The sequence below is a fragment of the Ruegeria sp. D1(2025) genome (assembly GCF_056536425.1).
On sequence record NZ_JBQFPO010000004.1, the window covers coordinates 136,179 to 158,292 of the forward strand.

Annotated in this window: 19 protein-coding genes; 9 read left to right on the forward strand and 10 right to left on the reverse strand. The window is 55.0% G+C overall.

Annotated elements, in window-relative coordinates; genetic code table 11:
• Positions 1 to 45: 45 nt before the first annotated feature.
• Together ACR1XU_RS11875 and ACR1XU_RS11880 are read right to left on the reverse strand one after the other, a co-directional pair.
• On the reverse strand, positions 46 to 714 hold the full coding sequence (locus ACR1XU_RS11875; RefSeq protein ID WP_480905092.1) for a TetR family transcriptional regulator C-terminal domain-containing protein: 669 nt from the start codon (positions 712 to 714) through the stop codon (positions 46 to 48).
• A 169-nt stretch (positions 715 to 883) separates the two neighbouring features.
• Entirely contained in the window at positions 884 to 1,213 is a 330-nt protein-coding gene (locus ACR1XU_RS11880; protein WP_480905095.1) for a DUF6614 family protein, read from the reverse strand.
• Positions 1,214 to 1,293: 80 nt separating this feature from the next.
• Between ACR1XU_RS11880 and ACR1XU_RS11885 the strand changes: the two genes are divergently transcribed.
• Entirely contained in the window at positions 1,294 to 2,586 is a 1,293-nt protein-coding gene (locus tag ACR1XU_RS11885) for an NAD(P)/FAD-dependent oxidoreductase (protein ID WP_480905099.1), read from the forward strand.
• Positions 2,587 to 2,604: 18 nt separating this feature from the next.
• Here ACR1XU_RS11885 and ACR1XU_RS11890 read toward each other — a convergent pair whose 3' ends face one another.
• Together ACR1XU_RS11890 and ACR1XU_RS11895 are read right to left on the reverse strand one after the other, a co-directional pair.
• Positions 2,605 to 3,957, reverse strand: coding sequence for an MATE family efflux transporter (locus tag ACR1XU_RS11890; protein ID WP_480905102.1), 1,353 nt, complete (start codon positions 3,955 to 3,957; stop codon positions 2,605 to 2,607).
• 28 nt (positions 3,958 to 3,985) lie between these two features.
• Positions 3,986 to 4,624 carry a TetR family transcriptional regulator C-terminal domain-containing protein gene (locus ACR1XU_RS11895; RefSeq protein ID WP_480905105.1) on the reverse strand — a complete coding sequence of 213 codons (639 nt, stop codon included), beginning with the start codon at positions 4,622 to 4,624 and terminating at the stop codon, positions 3,986 to 3,988.
• A 129-nt stretch (positions 4,625 to 4,753) separates the two neighbouring features.
• Between ACR1XU_RS11895 and ACR1XU_RS11900 the strand changes: the two genes are divergently transcribed.
• Genes ACR1XU_RS11900 through ACR1XU_RS11915 form a run of 4 tightly spaced genes read left to right on the forward strand, consistent with a single transcriptional unit; the run spans position 4,754 to position 10,494 of the window.
• The gene (locus tag ACR1XU_RS11900; RefSeq protein WP_480905108.1) at positions 4,754 to 6,400 is read left to right on the forward strand and encodes a phytoene desaturase family protein; all 1,647 of its coding nucleotides are present in this window, start codon (positions 4,754 to 4,756) and stop codon (positions 6,398 to 6,400) included.
• The gene (locus tag ACR1XU_RS11905; protein WP_480905111.1) at positions 6,397 to 7,929 is read left to right on the forward strand and encodes a phytoene desaturase family protein; all 1,533 of its coding nucleotides are present in this window, start codon (positions 6,397 to 6,399) and stop codon (positions 7,927 to 7,929) included. The genes ACR1XU_RS11900 and ACR1XU_RS11905 overlap by 4 nt, the downstream gene beginning before the upstream one ends.
• On the forward strand, positions 7,926 to 9,101 hold the full coding sequence (locus ACR1XU_RS11910; protein WP_480905114.1) for an aminomethyl transferase family protein: 1,176 nt from the start codon (positions 7,926 to 7,928) through the stop codon (positions 9,099 to 9,101). Before ACR1XU_RS11905 ends, ACR1XU_RS11910 begins: the two co-directional genes overlap by 4 nt.
• Positions 9,102 to 9,114: 13 nt before the next feature.
• The gene (locus ACR1XU_RS11915) at positions 9,115 to 10,494 is read left to right on the forward strand and encodes an aminotransferase (RefSeq protein ID WP_480905117.1); all 1,380 of its coding nucleotides are present in this window, start codon (positions 9,115 to 9,117) and stop codon (positions 10,492 to 10,494) included.
• A gap of 33 nt (positions 10,495 to 10,527) precedes the next feature.
• Here ACR1XU_RS11915 and ACR1XU_RS11920 read toward each other — a convergent pair whose 3' ends face one another.
• Entirely contained in the window at positions 10,528 to 11,307 is a 780-nt protein-coding gene (locus ACR1XU_RS11920) for a class I SAM-dependent methyltransferase (protein ID WP_480905120.1), read from the reverse strand.
• Positions 11,308 to 11,494: 187 nt separating this feature from the next.
• Here ACR1XU_RS11920 and ACR1XU_RS11925 point away from each other — a divergent pair, with 187 nt between their 5' ends.
• On the forward strand, positions 11,495 to 13,954 hold the full coding sequence (locus ACR1XU_RS11925) for a GcvT family protein (RefSeq protein WP_480905123.1): 2,460 nt from the start codon (positions 11,495 to 11,497) through the stop codon (positions 13,952 to 13,954).
• 24 nt (positions 13,955 to 13,978) lie between these two features.
• Here ACR1XU_RS11925 and ACR1XU_RS11930 read toward each other — a convergent pair whose 3' ends face one another.
• From ACR1XU_RS11930 to ACR1XU_RS11950, 5 genes are all read right to left on the reverse strand, one after another.
• Positions 13,979 to 14,542: a TetR/AcrR family transcriptional regulator gene (locus tag ACR1XU_RS11930; protein WP_170619664.1), complete on the reverse strand. Its 564-nt coding sequence runs from the start codon at positions 14,540 to 14,542 to the stop codon at positions 13,979 to 13,981.
• A 70-nt stretch (positions 14,543 to 14,612) separates the two neighbouring features.
• Positions 14,613 to 15,455 carry an ABC transporter permease subunit gene (locus tag ACR1XU_RS11935; RefSeq protein WP_170824829.1) on the reverse strand — a complete coding sequence of 281 codons (843 nt, stop codon included), beginning with the start codon at positions 15,453 to 15,455 and terminating at the stop codon, positions 14,613 to 14,615.
• The gene (locus ACR1XU_RS11940; RefSeq protein ID WP_480905125.1) at positions 15,456 to 16,364 is read right to left on the reverse strand and encodes an ABC transporter permease subunit; all 909 of its coding nucleotides are present in this window, start codon (positions 16,362 to 16,364) and stop codon (positions 15,456 to 15,458) included. It abuts the gene before it with no gap.
• A gap of 50 nt (positions 16,365 to 16,414) precedes the next feature.
• On the reverse strand, positions 16,415 to 17,479 hold the full coding sequence (locus ACR1XU_RS11945) for an ABC transporter ATP-binding protein (protein ID WP_480905128.1): 1,065 nt from the start codon (positions 17,477 to 17,479) through the stop codon (positions 16,415 to 16,417).
• Between the two features lie 164 nt (positions 17,480 to 17,643).
• Positions 17,644 to 18,753 (reverse strand): extracellular solute-binding protein, encoded by a 1,110-nt coding sequence (locus ACR1XU_RS11950; protein ID WP_170614535.1) that lies wholly within the window; start codon positions 18,751 to 18,753, stop codon positions 17,644 to 17,646.
• A gap of 376 nt (positions 18,754 to 19,129) precedes the next feature.
• Here ACR1XU_RS11950 and ACR1XU_RS11955 point away from each other — a divergent pair, with 376 nt between their 5' ends.
• From ACR1XU_RS11955 to ACR1XU_RS11965, 3 genes are all read left to right on the forward strand, one after another.
• Positions 19,130 to 20,431 (forward strand): aromatic ring-hydroxylating oxygenase subunit alpha, encoded by a 1,302-nt coding sequence (locus ACR1XU_RS11955; RefSeq protein WP_480905131.1) that lies wholly within the window; start codon positions 19,130 to 19,132, stop codon positions 20,429 to 20,431.
• 15 nt (positions 20,432 to 20,446) lie between these two features.
• On the forward strand, positions 20,447 to 20,689 hold the full coding sequence (locus tag ACR1XU_RS11960; RefSeq protein ID WP_480905135.1) for a hypothetical protein: 243 nt from the start codon (positions 20,447 to 20,449) through the stop codon (positions 20,687 to 20,689).
• A gap of 127 nt (positions 20,690 to 20,816) precedes the next feature.
• Positions 20,817 to 22,082, forward strand: coding sequence for a flavin monoamine oxidase family protein (locus ACR1XU_RS11965; RefSeq protein ID WP_480905138.1), 1,266 nt, complete (start codon positions 20,817 to 20,819; stop codon positions 22,080 to 22,082).
• The last annotated feature ends 32 nt before the right edge of the window (positions 22,083 to 22,114 follow it).

The window sequence follows — 22,114 nt, forward strand, 5'->3', positions numbered from 1 at the left end:
CAAGCCCGTCTTGTTTGTAAAACCGGAAATTTGACCCGCACTGTCTCAACTGTCGCACTTGAACTCTGGCATTCGAAAATGATCCGGGTAGACCTTGGACAGGAAGGCGACGATGTGATCCCGGGCTTCGGTACGTCGAAAGTTCTCCGGGTAGGTCAAAAGCTCCAACCAGATTCCGTCGTACAGAGCCTCCAGGATATTGGCGACTTGCCTTGGCGGCATGTCGTCATACCCGCCATCCTCAGCAATTTCCGAACACAAGCGCAGCGCGATTCTGTAACGCTCCAGATCGATGTCATTGATCAGCTTGCGGTAAACTTTGCGCCGCCCCGCCTCTCCAAAAAACGCAAACCAGACGGCCAGTTTCTTCGGCGAGCAAATCCGCGGGTGAAAATGCGCATCGACGATGGCCAACAGCTTTTCGGGCGCCGACAAACCTGCATTGTCAAAAGCGTCCAACCACTGTTCATGGTGTTCCTTTGCAAGAAACAACAGCGTTTCTTCCAGCAAGTTCTGTTTGCTCTTGAAGTGGAAGTTGACGATGCCCAGCGACAAGCCGGCTATCTCGGTCACGGTGGACATGGTTGTTCCACCAATTCCGTTTTGTGCGATCGAGTCGATTGTGGCGTTGATCAGCTGTTGGCGCCGCACCTCCTTGGACTCGGTACGCCGGCGCCCTGTCGGTTTTGTGTTATCGCCTGGCGTCTGACCCACTCGCACACCTCCCATCTTCTCAGGTACTTCAATCTTGCCCGCGCTCACTGCCAAGCCGTACCGGCGAGAGGCTGATTGACATTCGCAAAGTTTATGCCATTGATTGAATAATCATTCAATGACGAAGATAAATGATGTGAAAACAATACGAATGTTCGCAACCATGGATCTAGAGCTCCGACCAAAAGGTGAAAACCGGGTTGTGCACCATAGAAATGACACTGCGATGCAATTCTCCCAGTGGCTCAATGCGATCCTCGATGGCGGACCAAGCCGCGTCGGCCTGCATTTGATCCCTGAACTCGATCACAGCCATAAGCGAATGGTCACGTTGTTCGTCAGTATCGTAACCGCTTGCTGGAATGCGTTTACACAAAGGCGTCCCGTTCGTTGCCAGACCCGTCGTGACCAAATGTCCGACAAACGCGTTCCAAGCCTGTTCGAACGCGTCGAGGTCGACGGCCGGTTTCAGTTCGAATTGGTTCAAAAGTCTCGGCATTCTTCACATACTGTCCGGAAAGGCGTCACCAGCCAAACCTATGCAATCCCCCCCGCAAGGCAAGCGCGCGAGGCCAATAAATGATCCGCAACGAAAACCCCGTTATTGCAAACAGCCTGTGGTCAGCAACGGCAGCCTATTCAACCGAATACCCGCAACTCACTGGCGAGCGACAATCAGACGTGACAGTGATTGGTGCCGGATTCACTGGCCTTTCGGCAGCGCTTCACCTGGCTGAGGAAGGCATCAAAGTTGTTCTGATCGACGCCCAACACCCGGGCTGGGGCGCGTCTGGGCGCAACGGTGGGCAGATCAATGTAGGCCTCAAGGACGGGCCAACCGGCATCAAGGCAAAGTTTGGAGATTTCTGGGGAAACAGAATGATCCGAATGGCCGGTGACGCGGCCGATCTTGTTTTCGATTTGATCGCTCGGCACGGTATTATGTGCGATGCAAACCGCCCGGGATGGCTGCGCGCGGCGCATACGACCAAAACACTCAACGAATTGCACAAACTTGCTGAGGATTGGGACAATCACGGCGGCGGCATGGTTCAGCTTGATCAAGGCGAAATGCAGCGTCTGACCGGGACAGAAGCCTATCTGGGTGGAGTTCTGGACCGACGCAGCGGAGTTTTGCACCCACTGAACTATGCACTTGGACTGGCCGAAGCAGCCCGTCGCATTGGCGTGGAAATCTTCGGAGAAACGCCCGCCAACCGGCTCTCGTCAGAGGGCAGCCGCTTTCGGGTTGAGACACCTAACGGAGCTGTCTTTTCGGACAAGGTCCTTATTTGCACAAACGCCTATTCTGGTGATCTGCATCCGCGCCTGGCGCAATCCGTCCTGCCCGTTCGGTCAGTTCAGGTGGCGACGGCGCCATTGTCCGACAATATCCGCCAAACAATTCTGCCAGAAGGCAACGCCTTGTCCGACGCAAGACGCCTTCTTTTGTACTTCAGGCAAGATGCAGGCGGCCGGTTCCTGATGGGCGGTCGCGGCACCTACTATGACAATTCCACCATCAAACAAATTGAGCGACTGAAACGCATTTCCGTTGAACTTTTCCCCCAATTGTCCGGAGTTCAGTGGGAATATGAGTGGGGCGGGTATGTGGCGCTGACGAGGGATCACTATCCCCACCTGCATGAACTCACCCCGGGCGTAATGACAGGTCTGGGTTACAACGGTCGCGGCGTTGCCATCGCCACCGCAATGGGGCGGGTCCTGGCCCGGTGGGCGGCCGGGATCAAAGTCGATGAGCTTGAGTTTCCGGTTACCCCCCTCAAACCTCTACCTTTTTCGTTTGCCCGAGAGACCCTTGTCGAAGCAGAAATCCTGCGCCTGAAACTCCTGGACAAGTTGGGTCTTTGAGACAGAAAACCGCGCTGGTTAACGGTTTTTGGAGAAGAAGCGATAGGTCAATGCGATCGCGGCCAGTGAGAGGCCCGTGCCGTACCCAATCCAAACACCGTTGGGTCCGAACCCGAGCCAAAAGCCCAATCCATATCCAAGCGGCAAAGCAACGATCCAATAGGCAATCAGGGTAATGGCAACCGGAACATGATTGTCCATCATGCCCCGAAATGCGCCCAGCATTGTCCCCTGAACGCCATCTGCGATCTGCATTGCGGCGATCACAAGGAACATCGAAATCGCGAGAGAAACGACATTCGGATCATCTGACAAGCTGTTCGCCAGAGGAATACGGCCAACCAAAATACCCAGGATAACGACTGTCATCCAACTCACAACGACCAGAAGCGACGCTAATACAATTGGCTTCAGCCTGTCCTTATCACCGGCACCGATTGCCTGAGCCACGCGTATTGAGATTGCAATCGAAACGCCCAACGGCACCATGTAAATAACGTCGCTGACCGCAGAAACGATTTGATGTGCTGCAAGCGCGGCGGCGCTGAACCACCCAAGCATCAGGCCTGCTACGGCGTAAGCGGCCCCCTCCCCCAGGTAACCGACGGAGATGACGATCCCTTCTTTGATCTGCGCCTTGAACTCAGACCAGTCAAAACCTTCGGTCCTCAGAAGGTCCCATTTCCGTTTCCTTGCGCCCAAAATCACAAATGCCGCAATCAAAGGCACCGTCTGAGACAACAGACTTGCGATCCCTGCCCCAACAAGACCCAGACCAGGCCAGCCAGCAACACCGTGGATCAACACATAATTCGAAGGAATGTTGAAACCGACCGCAAGAAACGCAAGCCCAACGCCAATCCAAGGTTGGTTCATGGCGTCAAACAGAGCTTTTAACGCGTAGAAGACAGTGAATGGAACCAAAAGAAGGCTCATCGCGTTCCAGTAGCCGCCAAGCAAGCCTACGACTTCCGGGGGCTGTCCGATCCAGGAAAGAGCCGGTTTCAGGCAGATCATTACGCTCGCACCGACAACCCCGACGAGCAGAGAAACCAAAAGCCCGGCAGTTGTGGCCGAAGCAAGCCCTTCCTCGCTGGACTTGCCGAAGGCTTCCGCCATTCGCACGCCAATTGCGGACACAAAGCCATAAAGCGCAGAGTAAAAGATGATCAGTACCGAGGCCGTGATCGACACTGCTGCCAGGGGAAGCGTTCCTAATGGGGCCACCATCACGGTATCCACAACGCCGATCAAAGCAGCGGCAGCAAGGGAAATGACAATTGGCAAGGCAAGTCGCGCAAGATCACGCGCTTCTTGCACAATCGCAGCCCTGGGCGGCAGCGCCTGTTGTGAGATCCGCACTCGCGTCATGACATCGGGGCCTCTCAGCCGAAAGTGGCTATGGCGTTTCAGTCAGCAGGCCCGGAACCAGGCGCACGAGGCATCCCCACGCAGCTTGTTCCGCTTGCCCTCGGCTCAGGTTTTCCGGCGCAAGATGCAGGCGCTGCCAATAACCATCCGTCAACGTCTCCATCCATTCCGTCATTTGATCCGGAGAGGCAACATCATCCTCGGCCAACAATTCTTGCCAGATCGCATACAAAGTTTCGCGCCGCCGCGCTTCAAAGTGTTCCGCAACCTCATCATAGTGCTGCTGAAACCTGAGTTCCCCCCAAAACGCATACCATAAAGGCAGGACGTTCGGACCACATGCATCAGGGTGGAAGTCCGCTTTGATTAGTGCCCTTATCTTTTCCGCTGGCTTATCCCCTGCCTGTTCCAAAGAGGCCGTCCAGTGCTCCTCATAGCGTCGGTACAAGTCGCGAAGCGCTTCGGTCAGAAGGCCTCCCTTTGATTTGAAATAAAAGGCTGCAACGCCCTGAGACAGCTCGGCTTCGGACGCGACCGTCGCAAGTGTCGTTTTCGCCAATCCATGCGCCAGTATGGAACGGCACGCCGCGTCCAGCAGCTGCCTGCGGCGGCGATCTGCGTTTTCCTTCCGCTCTTTGCGGGGACGTTTCCGCTCTGCGTCGACCAATTGCCGCTCCTCCTAGAATTACCGCCATCTACAGTGCGCGAAAAACACGCGTCAATGGTCTAAAATTTATTTGAGCGCTCAAATAAACTTTACGGAATCATGTCCGGTCTGTAAACGGAGAGGAAAGGGATGAAAAATTTGACGACTGAGAACAGATACGACGTGATTGTGGCCGGTGCCGGTCATAACGGATTGACAGCGGCCGCTTATTTGTCCCGTGCGGGCATGCGTGTTTTGGTCGTCGAAAAAAATGACTGGATTGGTGGCGCAGCAGTCAGCCGTTCGCTGCACGAAGGCTGGACTTACTCGAACTGCTCTTATGTCTGCTCTCTTTTGCGGCGCGAAATCGCCAGAGACCTCGAACTCCCGAAATACGGGCTTCAGGTTATCCCCTACGAAGGTGGTGCGAGCTTCACACGCGACGGAGATTACTTCGCCTATTACTCCGATCACAACGCCCTGAAGCGCGAGATGGCGCGCCATTCTGCACGTGATGCAGACGCCTATCGTCGCTATTCGCAATCCATTATGCGCCAATGCCGTTTTATCCGCCCGTTTTTGCTTCGAGACGCACCGGACCCTGCTTCGCTCCGCCCACGTGACCTGGGTGAAATGGCGTACCTAGTCAAAAAGGCCCACGGACTGGGAAGTCGCGAACTTGGAGAAATGCTGAAATTCTGGACGATGTCCATTGGCGACTTTCTGGATGAGCATTTCGAAAACGACCTGATTAAGGCACATTTGGCTGGATCGGGTATTATCGGCACTGGTCTTGGGGTGTATTCGCCCGGAACCGCCTATGTTCTGCTGCACCACTACATGGGCGATATCGATGGTGGCATCGGAGCCTGGGGTTTCGCCCGCGGCGGCATGGGCGCGATTTCAAATGCCATTGCGGCCTCTTTCAAAGATCACGGCGGTACGATCCATACGGGTGCAGGGGTTGAGAGAATCCTGAGCAAAGATGGACGCGTGGAAGGCGTGGCGCTTGAAGACGGCAAGGTTTTCCATGCCCCAGTCGTCGCATCCAACATGGATATCAAGCGCACCATTTTACACCACGTTGATGCCGCCGATCTGCCGGATGACTTCTCCAAAGCGGTGCGGAACTTCAAAATTCGCGGGTCTTCGGCGAAACTCAACATCGCGCTTGATCGCTTTCCAAATTTCCCTGCTGCACCCGAGAACACCAGTTTCCTAAGGGGCGATTTGCATGTGTCGCAGAGCCTCTTTGAACTTGAGAAAGCTTATGATGATTGGAAGGTAGGCCGCTGGTCCGATAAGCCCTATATAGACATGCTGATCCCCAGCCAGATCGACCCAACGATGGCTCCGACAGGTGCGCATATGATGACGGTGTTTGTTCAGTACGCCCCATATGATCTGGAAGTCGGCGGCGTCCGGTCGGCTGAAAACTGGGACGACCTGCAGCGCAAGGCAATGGCTGAAACTGTGCTGGACCAGATGGCTGTGGCTTGCCCTGACATTCGCGAGCGCGTTGTGCACATGGAAGTCCGTTCGCCGCTGGAAATTGAACGCGAGGTCGGTCTGACCGAAGGCAACATTTTCCAAGGCGAACTGACCTTTGACCAGCTTTTCTTCAATCGCCCGGTCCCGGGGTGGTCGCAGTACAGCCTACCAATCAAGGGGCTGTATCTGTGCGGTTCCTCCGCACATCCGGGCGGTGGAGTTATGGGCGCGCCCGGCGCCAACGCGGCCCGCGCAATCCTGAGGAACGAAACACGGCATGGCCGAATGAAGGGGTATGCCGCATGAACCATTTTGATGCAATTGTCGTGGGTGGCGGCGTCAACGGGTTGATTGCCGGAACACTTCTCGGTCGGCGCGGAAAGAATGTCTGTATCGTTGAAAAATCTGACAGTTTTGGCGGAATGGCGTCCCATTCCGTGGACGGGGGGCCAACACTGGCCCACGCGCTTTACAATCTCAGCCCGCACGCCCTGAGTGACATCGGTTTGGACCTGCAACACCCTGTTTTGGCCGGGAAACCGAATTCCACGGTCTCATTGGCTGAAGATGGTCGGCACATCGTCTTCAGTGACGAAGGCGTCTGCTGGAGTGACGGGACAGCGCACCCGGACTCCAATGCCTGGTCCGAATTGACGCGGCAGTTGATTACGTATGGCGGCTTGTTGCGCCAACTTGCCGAAGCCCCACCACCCGGCGGTCACAAAGCTGTGCTTTCGCGGGGCGGGTTGGCTGAGGTTCTGCGCCTGGCAAAACTGGGCATCGGACTGAAAAAGCTGGGTAAATCGGATATGCGGCGTTTCCTGCAGGTCGTTCTGTCCAATGTCTACGACATTGTCCTTGATGACTTGCCGGACGGACCGGTGGCTGGGGTGCTTGCTGCTGATGCAATCTGGGGGGCAGCCGCCGGTCCAAGATCTCCGGGAACCGTGTTCAACTTGATCTACCGGATGGGTCACGGGGGCACCATCACACAACCTGCGGGCGGAATGCCTGCGCTGACAGATTTAATCGTTGAAGCAGCGCAAAAGGCGGGATGCGTACTGATGCCGGGAACCGAGGTTTCCCGCGTTCTTGTGGACAAGGATGCCGTCTCTGGCGTCATAACCACTGGTGGGCAAACTTTGACCGCACCTCTCGTGCTGAGCAACCTCGCACCTAAACCAACAAGCCGTATGACCGGGCCATCTGTTTTCGACATCGAAACGATGCGGCGCATTCGCAACATCCGGGCCCGGGGAACTGCGGCCAAGGTCAACCTAAAACTAAAGGACAACACGCCCCTGCCCGGCTTGCCTGAGGGGTTGGAAAATAGCCGTCTGATCTATGCCCCCTCTGCAGAGTACGTAGAAGCTGCGTTCAATGCAGCCAAGTACCGACAAATGTCCAAGGCCCCGGTGGTCGAAGCCTTCAAGATGCAGACAGCCGATGGATCAGGCTGGTTGTCGACCATAGTGCAATACGCGCCATCCGACCTTGAAGGCGGCTGGACTGAAGCCGCGAAAGATCAGCTTGCGCAAATCACCGTAGATACACTGGGCCGCGCCCTGCCCGGCCTGAAGGATCACATCGCAGGCAGACAAGTCATAACACCGGATCAAATCGAAAGCGCAACCGGAGCACCCGGGGGCCACTGGCACCATGCGGAAATGTCCCTGGACCAGCTTCTGACACTTCGTCCCGCAAACGGAATGTGCCGCTATTCCATGGGTCCCAAGGGGCTGTACCTGTGCGGCGCTGGAACCCACCCCGGAGGCGATGTCATGGGCCTCGCCGGTCGCAATGCGGCCCTGGCGGCGCTGGAGGAGCAGCCATGAGCATCTTCACCGACCCGAAACTTGGCTTAATCCCCGCCGCCTTTCACAAGAAGCTCGAAGAGCAGAATCGCGCAAAAAGCTGGTATGACTGGGCGGGTTACGCTGCCCCCGGAGTTCTCGACAGTGTCGAGTTCGAGTATTTCGCGCTGCGCAATCAGGCCTCTGTGTTCGATATCTCACCGATGCACAAATACAGGCTGACAGGTCCTGACACGACCGCAATGCTCAATCGCCTGGTCACGCGTGATGTCCGCAAGATCGCAGCGGGCCGCGTTGGATACGCAACCTGGTGCGATGAAGAGGGCATGGTCATCGATGACGGGACTCTTTTCCATCTCGGCGACAACGATTGGCGCTTGTGCTGTCAGGAACCGATGCTGACGTGGTTGCTGGACGCGGCATGGGGTTTCGATGTTGCGGTTCGGGATGAAACTCACAGCGTTGCCGGCCTTTCGTTGCAAGGTCCGACATCCTATGCGGTGTTGGAGGCTGCGGGACTAGATGTTGGCGCGCTGAAACCATTCGATCTGGTCCAGATCGAACCTGACCTCATGATTTCACGGACGGGCTTTACCGGTGACCTCGGCTATGAGCTTTGGTGCGACTGGGACAAGGCTGAAGATCTCTGGGACAGAATTTGGAAAGGTGGCTTGCATCAGGGACTGCGCGCCATTGGGTACGAAGCTGTCAATATCGCACGCATCGAGGCGGGATTTCTGACCGCGGGGGTGGACTTTCAGCCCGTTCATGCGACCGAGCGGTTGCACCGGGGCCAAACGCCATTCGAACTCGGCCTGGGACGGCTGGTCGACTTCGAGAAAGACCACTTCAATGGTCGCCGTGCGTTGCTGTCGAAACGCGATGCTCCCAGAAGCCTCCTCATGCGTTTCGATGTCGAAGGCTTCAAACCCTCGGAAGGGTCTTTGATCTACAACCGACGCAAAAAAGAGGTTGGGCATGTGACCTCCGGAATTTGGTCCCCGACCGCCAAACGTAACATCGCGCTGGCGCATGTTCGTATGCCGGATGCACGCCGGTCATCCAGTTTGATGGCGGAAATCTACACCCTGCAAGAAGGCAAATGGGATACCAGAATGGCGCGTCTCACCCCCGTCACCAAAGCCTTTTTCGCACCGCCGCGCGCTCGTGCGACGCCGCCCGCCCGCACCTGAAGGAGAAGCAGACGTGAACAACCTAGGCAACACTCCGACCGATGGCGATCTTGTCACCTGGGATCGCGACCATCATCTACACCCTTGGGCCGGGACCGAAGGCTTTGGTTCCGATGAGTACATGCGGGTCAACACAGCGGATGGTATCTACCTTTGGGATGCTGCCGGAAAGCGCTATATCGATGGCCCGGGCGGTATGTGGTGCACACAGATCGGTTACGGCCGCCGGGAGATGGCCGACGCCATTTCGCAGCAAGTCATGACGATGCCCTACGCATCGCCATGGTCATTTACGACTGAGCCCGCGGCCGTTTTGGCCCGTATGATCGCAGAACGCACTCCAGGCGACCTGAATACAGTGCACTTTACAACCGGCGGGTCCACGGCCGTCGATACCGCACTTAGAACCGCGCTTTTCATGAACAAGCGGCTTGGCAGGCCAGAAAAGAAAATCGTGATCGGCCGGGAGAAAGGCTATCACGGGTCGACTTTTCTGGCTGCAACGGTCACCGGGAAAGAACGCTTCGAAACAAGCTTTGAAAAGGCGCAGGATTTGGTGCGTTTCCTACCCGACGTGAACCCTTATCACCGGCCCGAGGGAATGAGTGTCGATGCCTGGTGCGACGCCAAGGTCGCCGACCTTGAAAACCTGATTGCCGAGGTAGGTGCCGACCGTATTGCCGCATTTATCGCCGAACCGATCCTGTGTTCTGGCGGCGTGATTGTGCCGCCTCCGGGCTACCACAAGCGCACACTCGAAGTATGCCGTGCAAACGACATTCTGTACATCTCGGATGAGGTCGTAACCGGCTTTGGCAGGCTGGGCCATTGGTTCGCATCAGAAGACGTTTTTGGCATCGTTCCAGACATAATAACCTGCGCAAAAGGCCTGACCTCCGGGTATCTGCCACTTGGCGCTTGCATCATCTCGGACGCAGTAATGCAACGCATCTCTGACGCTCCGGGCGGCGATGTTTTCTACAATGGCTATACCTATTCAGGGCACCCGGTGAGCTGTGTTGCAGCAATCAAAAACATCGAGATCATGGAGCGGGAGGATATTCTTGGGCACGTTCAACGCGTAACACCGCAATTTCAAGAACGCCTGCGCCAGATCAAGGAAAAGTTCCCGATCGTCGGGGACGTGCGCGGCGAGGGCCTTCTGGGATGTATCGAATGCCGCCCCGGGCTGAAGGTCGAAAGCTATGAAGCACATGTCAAGTTTGGGCAGAAACTGGACGACGCGTGCGAAGAGTTGGGTTTGCTATTGCGACCATTCGGAAACATGGCCGTGTTCTCTCCTCCTCTGATCATCACCCCTTCCCAGATCGACGACATGTTCGACATCATGGAGGCAGGAATGGCGCGGGTCAGCAAGGACTACGGAGAATAGCGGCGACGTAGCCACGACTTGGCGCCAGCCAGATCATGTTGGCTTTCGGCCTCGGATGTGATGCGGGCAGTGCTCTCCGGATTTCAGCACAGGCTGCATCGCGTGCCAGATCTCGATCTGGTGTTCGATAAACTCAGCACCATGCCGGGCTTCCCAGCCAGCGCGGTTCGGCCCGGTCAAATCCGCAAGTTCCCCAGCAGAAACTTCCGCATACCAGGGATTGCGGTTGACCAATTCCACGCCTTCGAAGCCGGCCGCCTCCATTGCGACGCGATACTTGGAAGGTGACGCCATTTGAAACTCCAAAGCTTCCATCTTCACATAATGCGCCATCTCAGGTGACATGTCCCCGTCATGATTGGTCAGCCAGTCAGAAGCGGCAAACCGACCACCCGGCTTCAACACCCGAAAGGCCTCGGCAGCCATCGCGGCTTTGTCGGGAATGTGGATGATCGAGTCTTTTGAGAACACGACGTCAAAAGTACCATCTTCGAAAGGCATTGGGCCCGGAGTGACCTGAAGGATTTCCACCCTTTCTTCCAACCCGGCCCGCTTCACTCGCTCTCTCGCCGCCGCGCAGACGGGAGCCTCCACATCAATGCCTGTCACTTTCCCCGCACCGAACTTCTGCGCCATCAGCACTGCAATTGCCCCTGATCCACACCCAATATCAAGGATATGCTTGCCTTTGAGATCGATCCCCTCAACAACCCGAGCAACTTCCTCGGGGCCTCCTGGCGAAAGGAACCCCTCCCCCCAAAGCTCTTCCAGGAAGTTGATCACCTGACGGTCGTAAAGGATATCGTCTGACATAAGCTTCCCCCGCATCTGATTGCCAGTTCACCGCCACAGTGAAGCCTGATCGCGCTGCCCTGACAAGCCTTTTCCAGATAGGAAGGCGATGCTCAAAATCAACTATTGAATGATCATTCAGTCAGTAGACATTGAACGCCATGACTGATATGCGAGAAAATGAACGCCCAGAAAGGACATTCTCGCCATGGCTGACACCCTGCCGACGCACGCCCGGACCGTCATCATCGGGGGAGGTTCCATTGGCGCGAATACGGCCTATCACCTGACCAAGCTTGGCCATACCGATGTTGTGGTTCTTGAGCAGGGGCAACTGACATCCGGAACGACTTGGCACGCCGCGGGCCTTATCGTGGCCGGCCTGCTCAAGTCGGAAGCGGAATGCGCAATCTACACGCATGGACGCGATCTATACGCCAACCTTGAGAAAGAAACCGGTATTTCCACTGGTTTTCGGGACGTTGGATATCTGCAGATTGCGACCAACAAAGAACGCCTGCATGAAATGCGCCGTGTCGCAGCCTTCATGCGCCGTTTCGGGATAAACAATCACGAAGTTTCAGTAAAAGAAGCGCAGGATTTGTTCCCTATTGGTGACCTGTCGGACGTCGTTGGTGCGTTCCTGATACCCGAGGACGGGCGCGCCAACCCGGTGGACGTGACAATGTCGCTGGCAAAGGGGGCCAGAAGCAGAGGCACCCGCTTCTTCGAAGGTGTTCGGGTCGACGAGATTTTGGTCGAGAACGGCACCGCGACTGGAATCCGCACTGCGAACGGTCACGCCATCACGGCTGAAAACGTTGTGATATGCGGTGGCATGTGGTCCCGCCAGTTAGGGGCCAAGCATGGCGTCAACCTGCCCCTTCAAGCGGCTGAGCACTACTACCTGATTACCGAGAGCATCCCGGGCTTGCCCCGCGATCTGCCCGTTCTCGAAGACCCTTCCACGTACACTTATTACCGCGAAGAAGTTGGGGGGATGATGTTGGGTCTTTTCGAACCAGGTGCTGCGGCGTGGAAGCTGGGTGGTATCCCCGACGAATGGCAATTCGGAGAGATCGAGCCAGACTGGGAACGTGTTGGCCCCGACCTTGAAAAAGCCTATTCGCGCGTGCCTGACACGATGAATTATGGCGTCAAGAAACTGTTCTGCGGACCGGAGAGCTTTACGCCCGATCTTGCACCGCTTGTTGGCCCGACACCGGAACTTCGCAACCTCTGGGTTGCATGCGGGATGAACTCTTTGGGCATCCTCAATGGCGCCGGTACCGGTATGGTTCTGGCCCATTGGATTGTGGATGGCTTGCCCCCAATCGATGTCACGGGCATCAACGTCAATCGCTTTTCGCGTGAAATGGCCACACCGGCGTTCCGGCGCGACAGAACGCCGGAGCTGCTGGGCAAGCTCTTTGGCCAGCATTACCACAATGAGAATTACAAGACGGCCAGAAACGTAAAGCGTTCCGTGCTGTATGACCGCCTGAAGGATGCAGGGGCGTTTTTCGGCGAAGGAAGTGGTTGGGAACAACCTGATTGGTTTGCCCCGACACCGGAACAGGCCAAGGTCGAGAAATACAGTTGGTATCGCCAAAACTGGTTTGAATGGCACGCCGAAGAACACAAGGCAGCGCGCGAGGATGTCATCGTCATGGACATGACATCAATGGCGTGTTTCAGCGTCGAAGGTCCAGATGCATGCGCCCTTCTCTCGCGCCTTTCCTGCAATGAGGTTGATGTTGAACCTGGCCACGTGGTCTACACTGCCTGGGTGAATGAACAAGGTGGGTTTGAGGCCGACCTTACGGTTACTCGACTGTCCGAGCGGAAGTACTGGGTTATTGTCGGCGAAAACTCGGCAGGTCATACCGAAATGCGCATGCGGCGGCACATTCTGGACGAAGAGAATGTGGTCATTACAGACGTCACTGCTGCGCGCTGCCAAATCAACGTTCACGGCCCAAAGTCACGCGAACTTCTGAGCAGAATATCCGGCGCTGATTTGTCGGACCAAGGTTTCCCATTCATGACGGCCCGAGAGATTGACATCGGGTATGCCGTTGTTCTGGCCTATCGCGTGACCTTTATCGGGGAACTGGGCTGGGAGCTTCATGTACCTGCCACTCAGGCCGTTCAGACATACGATCTGATAATGGAAACGGGTCGTGACTTGGGGGTTCGAAACGCGGGCATGCAAACCCTAAACTCCCTGCGACTCGAAAAGGCCTACCGTGATTTCGGAATTGATGTGGACAACACGGACAACCCCATTGAGGCCGGGCTTGGTTTTGCCATCAAACTGGACAAACCCGGAGGCTTCATCGGCAGGGAAGCGCTGGCTGCGATAAAAGCAAAAGGCACACCCAAAAACCGAATGCTGCAGTTTCTGCTGAAAGACGCTGAGCCCCTGATGTATGGCAACGAGATGATTTATCTGAACGGCAAGGAAGTCGGGTACATTCAGGTTGGCGGGTATGGGCACACGCTTGGCGCGGCTGTCGGGATTGGTTTTGCAGAAACCGAAAAACCTCTGACGGCAGACATCGTCGCAGAGGGACACTGGCAGATCGAAATTGCCGACGAGAAATTCGACGCCAGTGCTTCGCTAAAGCCGCTCTACGACCCCCAAATGAAGAAGATAAAGTGCTGAAGCACAATTACAGGGTATTGCGGCTTAAACCGGAAAGTGTTTTGGAAAGAACCGCGACAGCGAAAGCAGGCAAACATCCCTGAACTCTCGCCGGTCAGCCACCTTGGGATACAACATCAGGCTGAGCCAGGCGCCGTCAGACATTGCCTCAACAGCTCGAGCTGTTTTTTCGGCCTCAAGATCGTCGTAATCGCCGTCGGCGATCAACTCTCCACATAGACGCAGAATTCTATCGTATCTCTCGTTGTCAAATTTATTGTGAATCTTCAGGTAATTAGGACGGTACTTTGCTTGCCCCCAGAACGCAAACCAAACCGCTAGGCGCTTGTGCGTGCAGATGCTTTTGTCAAAATCCGCGCGGATAATGGCCGCAAGCCGATGTGCGGCCGTGGGTTCCGCGTCGTCATAATACCTTAGCCAGTTTTCGTAGTGCTCTTGTGCCAGAAAACCCAGCGCGGCGTCATACAATGCTTCCTTGCTGTCGAAATGGTAATTCACAACCCCATGCGACAGATTGGCAGCTTCGGTCACGTGTTTCAGCGTTGTGTCAGAAAACCCGCGCCTCGAAATCGAGTCTATGGCCGCCATTATCAACTGTAGGCGGCGAACTTCCGGAGGTTCGGTGCGTCGTTTTTTCTGAAGCTCGTGCGACTCCAATTTATCCTTCCTCTCGTTCAGCCATTTGTCTGTCCAGCAGATCCGCCCTCTGTTGCCGGAACATAACGATAGCAGCGACAGCGACGCAAATGGCGATCACGAGGATCATTATAGTCGCAAGCGCATTGATATCCGGCCTGAGGCCCAGTCGAATGCGCGAAAAGATCAGGATTGGCAAGGTATTTGCACCCGGACCTGTAACAAAACTGGCTATGACCAGGTCATCAAGAGACAGAGTAAACGCCAGCAGCCAACCTGAAATAAGGGCCGGTGTCAGCTGAGGAATGGTGATTGCAGTCAAGACTTTAAAAGGCTTGGCACCAAGATCAGCAGCAGCTTCTTCCAGAGTTTGCCCCACGCCGGTCAATCGCGCCTGAATTGTCACTGCGACATAGGCCATCGAAAAAGTAATATGCGCGATCGTAATCGTCGCGAACCCGCGCTCGGCGGGCCATCCTATTAGTTGGTTCAAAGAAATAAAGAAAACCAGCAAGGACAATCCGGTTATCACCTCGGGCATCACCAACGGCGCGACCAACATGCCACCAAACAAAGTCCGGCCTTTGAACCGGCCAAATCGCACCATCGCAAGTCCTGCCAGGGTGCCAAGCGCTGTTGCAAAGGTTGCATTTACAACGGCGATCTGAAGGCTAAGGGAAACCGCGCTCCAGACTTCTGCAGATTGAAAAAGTTCCTTGTACCATCGTAAGGACCACCCCCCCCAGACCGGAACCAGCTTGGAGTAGTTGAACGAATAAATGATCAGCAAAATCATCGGGATATAGAAAAATGCCAACCCCAGCGTCAGCATGATCGTCAGGAAACGGGAGCGTTTGCTGTACATCTATTGCTCCTCCGACGCTTTGCCCTGGTAGTGTTGGAACACCATGATGGGCAGCACCAGAATAACCAGCAGAACAATTGCAACCGCAGCAGCAACCGGCCAATCACTGTTTCTGGAGAACTCGTTGAAGAGAACGCGGCCAATCATTTGCACGTTTCCACCCCCTAAAAGATCGGGAATAACGTACTCCCCGGTCGCAGGAATGAAGACCAGCAATGAGCCCGCGATGATGCCGGGCATCGTCAAAGGCAACGTGATTTTGAAGAACGTGTTCGTTGGCCGGGATCCGAGGTCCGCTGCGGCTTCATTCAGGCTGTCATCCAGCTTTTCCATGTTCGCGTAGAGCGGCAGGATCATGAAGGGCATGTAGGTGTAGACGATACCAATATAGACAGCGAATTCCGTGTACAGCATCCGGATCGGTTCGTCGATTATACCGATTGCGATCAACAGGTTATTGATCGTACCTTGATCTGCAAGCAATCCCATCCACGCGTAGACGCGCAGCAGGAAGGACGTCCAGAACGGCAGGATTATTGCGAAAAGCAACAGCGGCTTGGCGACAGGGCCTGATCGAACGATTGCATAGGCAATGGGGTAGCCAAACAACAGGCACAGGAAAGTCGAAGTTACCGAAATCTTGAGCGAGTTGACGTAGGTGTCAAAATAAAGGCTGTCTTCCCAAATGTAGATGAAGTTGTCGAACACCAGACGGATCGTCATGATCCCGCTGTCCGACCACTCGATCAAACTGGTGAACGGTGGGCTTGCAATGGCAAGTTCAGCCAAGCTGATTTTGGCGACAATAAAGAACGGTGCCAGGAAGAAAACCAGAAGCCAGAAGAACGGTATGACGGTAACGATCTGTCGCCACTTGCTTTGCAAGCGCCGCATAAAGAGACCAAGCATCGGCTGTCGTTCAACCTGTAACGGTTCAGGCCTATCTCCCGTGAAGTCCGTCATGAGTGGAGCAACATGGCACTGGACGGATCCCAGCTGATATTCACCTTGTCCTCCCACGTAATGCGCTGGGTGGCATGCGTTGGGCGTGACTGGTTGGGCCTGGTGACATCAAATATCTCCCCATTGGGAAGCCTCACCTTGTAGATCGACGTCTCTCCTAAATAACCCACGTCGTCGATGATGGCTGATGTCTGGTTGGGGCCTGGAGCAACTTCATCGGATTTCGAAAGACGGATTTTTTCGGGCCTCAAAGCCACCCAGATCTTGCTGCCAACTTTCACGGAGTGACCGTGATCTATGAAAACCTCGCAGAATTCAGTCTTGACCCGAACATGATCTGCACCTTCCTCGGTTACCCTGCCCTCAAAAATATTCGCTGACCCGATGAAGTCGGCGACAAAGCGAGACGCGGGAAACTCGTATATTTCTGTCGGCGTTCCAATTTGCTTGAACCGCCCGGCGTCCATGACCGCCATTCGCGACGACAACGTCATCGCTTCTTCCTGATCGTGGGTCACCACAATAAACGTGACACCGACCTTGTCCTGAATATTGGCAAGCTCAAACTGCGTTTGCTTGCGCAGTTTCTTGTCAAGCGCAGCCAGAGGCTCATCCAAAAGCAGCAGCTTTGGGCGTTTGACCAACGCACGAGCCAGCGCAACGCGCTGGCGTTGCCCGCCTGACAATTGCTTGGGTTTTCTCTTTTTGAAGTCTTCCAGTTCAACAAGCTTGAGGATGTCGTGCACCCTGTCGGCTATGTCAAATTTTGGGACATGGTCTTGTTCCAACCCGAAAGATACGTTCTTTTCGACAGACATATGCGGAAACAGCGCATAGCTTTGGAACATCATGTTGGTGGGGCGTTCGTAGGCAGGAACGTCAGCCATATCGACGCCATCAATGATGATTGAGCCGGCGTTCAAATCCTCAAATCCCGCGAGCATTCGCAGCAGAGTGGACTTTCCGCACCCTGATCCGCCCAGAAGACAGAACAACTCACCCTTGTAGATATCCAGATCGACGTTATCGACGGCCGTCACTTCACCGTACTTCTTTGTCACACCTCTGATCTGAACCAATGGTTGTTGTTCTGTTTGGTCTAGCCAAGGTGCTGCGCTGACAGCTTTGGAAACGGTCAATTTGTGCCTCGCGGTCTGCCTGAATGGATCCGAAGTGCAGTAGCGATCCAAATAGGTTCGCTACTGCACTTGCCGGTGTGAGTGGATTAGTTACCGGCTTTGAAGTCAGTCCAGGTACGGGTCTGCAAACGCTCGACCTTGGGAGGAAGAACCGCAGTTGTGTACATCTTGGCAACCTGATCAGACGTCGGGAATGCGGCCGGGCTGGATGTGACGGCTTCGTCAACCATTGGCTTGGCTGACAGGTTGGCAGTCGCATACCAGGTGAAGTTACTGTCATTGGCCGCAACTTCTGGGCGCATCATGTAGTTCAAGAACAGATGCGCGTCTTCCTTGTTGGCTGCGTCTTCCGGGATCAGCCAACCATCAATCCACAACTGCGCGGTGCGTTCGCCTTCAGGCAGGAAGAAGTCCAGCACAACCCCAGTGTCGGCTTCGGCTGCCCCGGACATCGCAAGAAGTCCATCCGGTCCCCAAGTGGTTGAGACGCAGAACTCTTTCTGAGGCATTCTTTGGTACGCGTAGTTGTCGAAGGTTTTGATATACGGGCGGACTGCGGCCAGCATTTCTCCGACCTTTTCGTAGTCTTCCGCGTTCGTGGAATTCGGATCCAACCCCATGTGCGCCAAAGCCATCGGTATGATGTCGCCCGGAGAATCCAGGAAAGAAACACCGCACTTGGACAGCTCTTTCATGTGCACGGGATCAAACACCATGTCCATCGAACCGATGGGCGCGTCCGGATACGTCTCTTTCACCAATTCTTCGTTATAAGTGACCCCGTGCGTTCCCCACATATACGGAATGAAATGCTTGTTGCCCGGGTCCCACTCACTGGCCAGTTGCTCCATGATAGCCGGATCAATGTGCTGAACGTTGTCCAGCTTCGACATATCAAGCTCCGCGACGATACCGGCCTTAATCAGCCGCGCCGTATCACTGCCTGCATGGCTGACCACATCATAGCCGCTGTTTCCTGCCAGCAGCTTGGCGTCGATTGCTTCAGCCGAGTCGTACGGATCGTAAATTACCTTGATGCCGTACTCTTTCTCGAAGTTCTCGATCGTGTCTTCAGCGATGTATTCCCCCCAGTTTGTGACTTTCAATACACGCTCTTGTGCAAGTACCGATCCGGAAATTGCAGTAGCCGTTACTGCGAGAACGGTAACCCCGGCGACTTTCCTGATTGAGTTCATAATTTCGCTTCCTCTCCCTGAGTGGTGGCTGCAGCAATTTTGCTTACTTTGTCTGCTGAACACTGTTTGTATGAGCACCCTCTTTTGACAGGTTTGCTCATCTTGCACCCCATTCCCCTCCAATCATCATGAATTTATCTGACTGGCCATTCAAAACGGTAGTCTGATGAAATCGCCGCTGTCAAGCAAAGCTGATCCAATTTTGATCAAAAGCCGACAAGTCGCTTAATTGACAGAAAACTTTCTAACTTTCCGCGCGCGCATCAACCTCAATTGGGTCGCAGGGACCCATCTGGGATCTATTTTTGAATGACTATTCAGTCAGAATTGATTGACGAACAGACCAAATTCGGCAAAATCTACAATCAATCGAACGATGGCTGATCCTACTGAAAACCAAGATCGCAGGCTTGGATTGGCTGGGCTGGCCAAAACACTGACGGATCAAGTCAAAACAACGCGGATTGAACTGATGCATGACGAACCCCGGAACATCGAAGTTCCAGCCAATTGGGACAGACGTGGACTGCCAGGCTGGTGCTATCACAGCACCGCTCTTCTGGACCTTGAAAAGAGCAATCTGTTCAAAACCCATTGGCAAATAGCATGTCACGTTTCGGACGTTCCGGAACCCGGCAGCTTTCTTTGTTTCGACATGTGCGGCGAGCGTGCACTGATCGTACGAGACAACAACTCGGACATTCGAGCGTTTCTCAATGTTTGCCGTCATCGCGGATCACGGCTCGTTCCCAAAGATCAAGGAAAGTGTGAAAACGCCTTGGTTTGCCCATTTCATGGCTGGGTTTACAATCTTGATGGAACGCTGCGTGGTGCCGCCCGGCCAGAGTCCTTTCCGGACCTGGACAAGCAAAGGTTTGGCCTGAAAGAACTTGAAATGGAGATCTGGCACGGTCTTGTGTTTATCCGCTTCAAACCGGGCCCCCAGCCATCTGTGGCGGAACTTCTGGAACCGATTGAACAGGAAATCTCAGCCTATAAAATGGCCGATCATGTTCCGACAGATGGGATTTGGACGGAGGAGACGCCGGTCAATTGGAAATCAATCAGAGACGTGGACAACGAAGGATACCACGTTCCGCTTGCGCACCCTGCCCTGCAGGATTTGTACGGTTCAACCTATTCAGACGAACCTTATGTCGATGGTGTCTCACGCTCTGATGCAAGTTTCACACCGACGAAAGGGCGTAGATGGGCTGTTCGCAACTACAAGAAGTTCACAAAGCCCCAACCCCACCTGCCCGAACACTTGCACAAAACCTGGCTTTACTATGGCATTTTCCCAAACGCGGTGATTGCTGTCACTCCCGAGACAATGTTGTTTTATCAGGAGTTTCCAATCACGACGAAAAAGTCCGTGCTGCGGAGCGCAACATATCGAAATCCGTACGAAGATCGCCAACAAAGGGCAGCCCGGTATCTCGCCGCCCGGATTGATCGCGAAACCGTGGAGGAAGATATTCAACTGACGATCTGGTCGAACGAATCCATGGCTTCGGAATCGTTCGAGGGTTTCTACCTTTCGGACCTCGAATATGGTGTCCGGTCACATCACGACCACCTCCGCAAAATACTGCCCGTCTACAATTCAGAAACCGCGCCACGTGAAGATGAGGTTGTGTCGCTCAATACCGCCATGTCGGCTGCGCCCAAGACGTGAACAAGGGCGCGTTCTATGTCGGAAGCAGAACTTCAAAAGCAACTTCTTGTGACGGAAGTCGGAATCCAAGGCTCCGGCGCCACAAGGTATGCGGCCGCAATGTACTTTTTTCAGAACGGCAGAATCTCTGCCGAGATGCTGGAAATCTACCGGAGGTGCAGCAAATTTGACGCCGAAGACCCGCTTGATCTGGCCAGCTACGAGGGGGTTTCAGTGCCAGAATTGGTTGGTTTTTCAAATGAATGCACAGAGGCATGATAACGCCTGCGATTAGGATCACACCTCAGAAAGCTTCTGATGATTGTTGGGCGTCGCGACGGCGAACAATCGAAGTGCAATCTTTGAATTCACCCTACAAGCCACTCAATGCGCCGGAGGAAACAAAGTGAACGCGTATGACTATGACGTCGTTGTTGTGGGTGCTGGCGCAGCGGGAATCGCAGCGACCCGGGCTCTTATGTCGGCAGGTCTGTCAGTTATCTGTGTCGAGGCATCGAACCGCGTCGGGGGGCGCACCCACACGGATACCGAAATCTTTGGCGTCCCTTTCGACGTGGGGGCGCATTGGATGCACGCCGAACATGCCAACGCTCTGAAAGCGCCGGGTCTTGCGCTTGGCCTTGACCTTTACGCGGCCCCAGATAACGCAATGACATACGGGCTGAAAAATGATGCCGTCCTTTGGAACGAAGTGGAGGACATCCACAAAGACATAGCTGAAGCGGCGCGCATCGATGCGGAAATTGAAACAAGTACCGGAGTTCCAACCGACCGGTCTTTGGCTGACATCTGGGAAGACAAGGGGCCTTGGTCATTTACGGCAGCCATGACATTTGCGCTGTCGCTTGCCAGGGACTTGCCGGACACATCCCTGCGAGACATCATTGCCTGGGAGGGGGGCGACGACTGGTTTTGCCGTGAAGGTTTCGGGCACCTCATCGCGTGCACGGCGCAGGGTCTTCCGATCAAACTGTCCAGTCCGGTCACAGAAATCGAAGCCCTGAGTGACGGTGTGCAGGTAACCACGGCGACTGGCAAAACCAAAGCGCGCACCGTCGTCGTAACAGTATCCGTCGGGGTGCTGGCCGAAGACGTCATCCGTTTTGATCCTCCCCTTGAATCCGACCGGCGCGCAGCGCTCGAACTCATTACAATGGGAGACTACAATCACGCAGGCCTTCTTTTTCACCCCGGTGCCTTACCCGTGCAACCCGACACATGGCTGACCTACCACTTGGAACCCGACGCGTCCGGAGTGGCCCGCGGTGGCGGCTTTCTTTGCAACATCTCAAGCACCGGCCTCACCAGCTTTGAAAGTTCCGGAAGCCTTTCCAGAGACTTGCAGAACGCAGGACCTGAAAGCGCCATCGAACATGCACTTGAGACGCTGGTTGGTTTCTTCGGCTCGGCCATCAGAGAAAAATTCATAAAGGGACACGCAACCGCCTGGCGACATGAACCATACGTGCTTGGGTCTTACGCAGGATCCCAGCCGGGGGGCTATGGCCAACGTGCCGTTTTGCGACAACCCCATGCAGAATGGGTCCACTTTGCTGGCGAAGCGACACATCCCAACCAACAATGTTCTGTCAGTGGCGCCCATCTGGAAGGTTTGCGAGCGGCGGAAGATGTGGTGGCTCAGTTGCTTTGACAAACCGGGGACCATTCTGGTCCAGCAAGCGC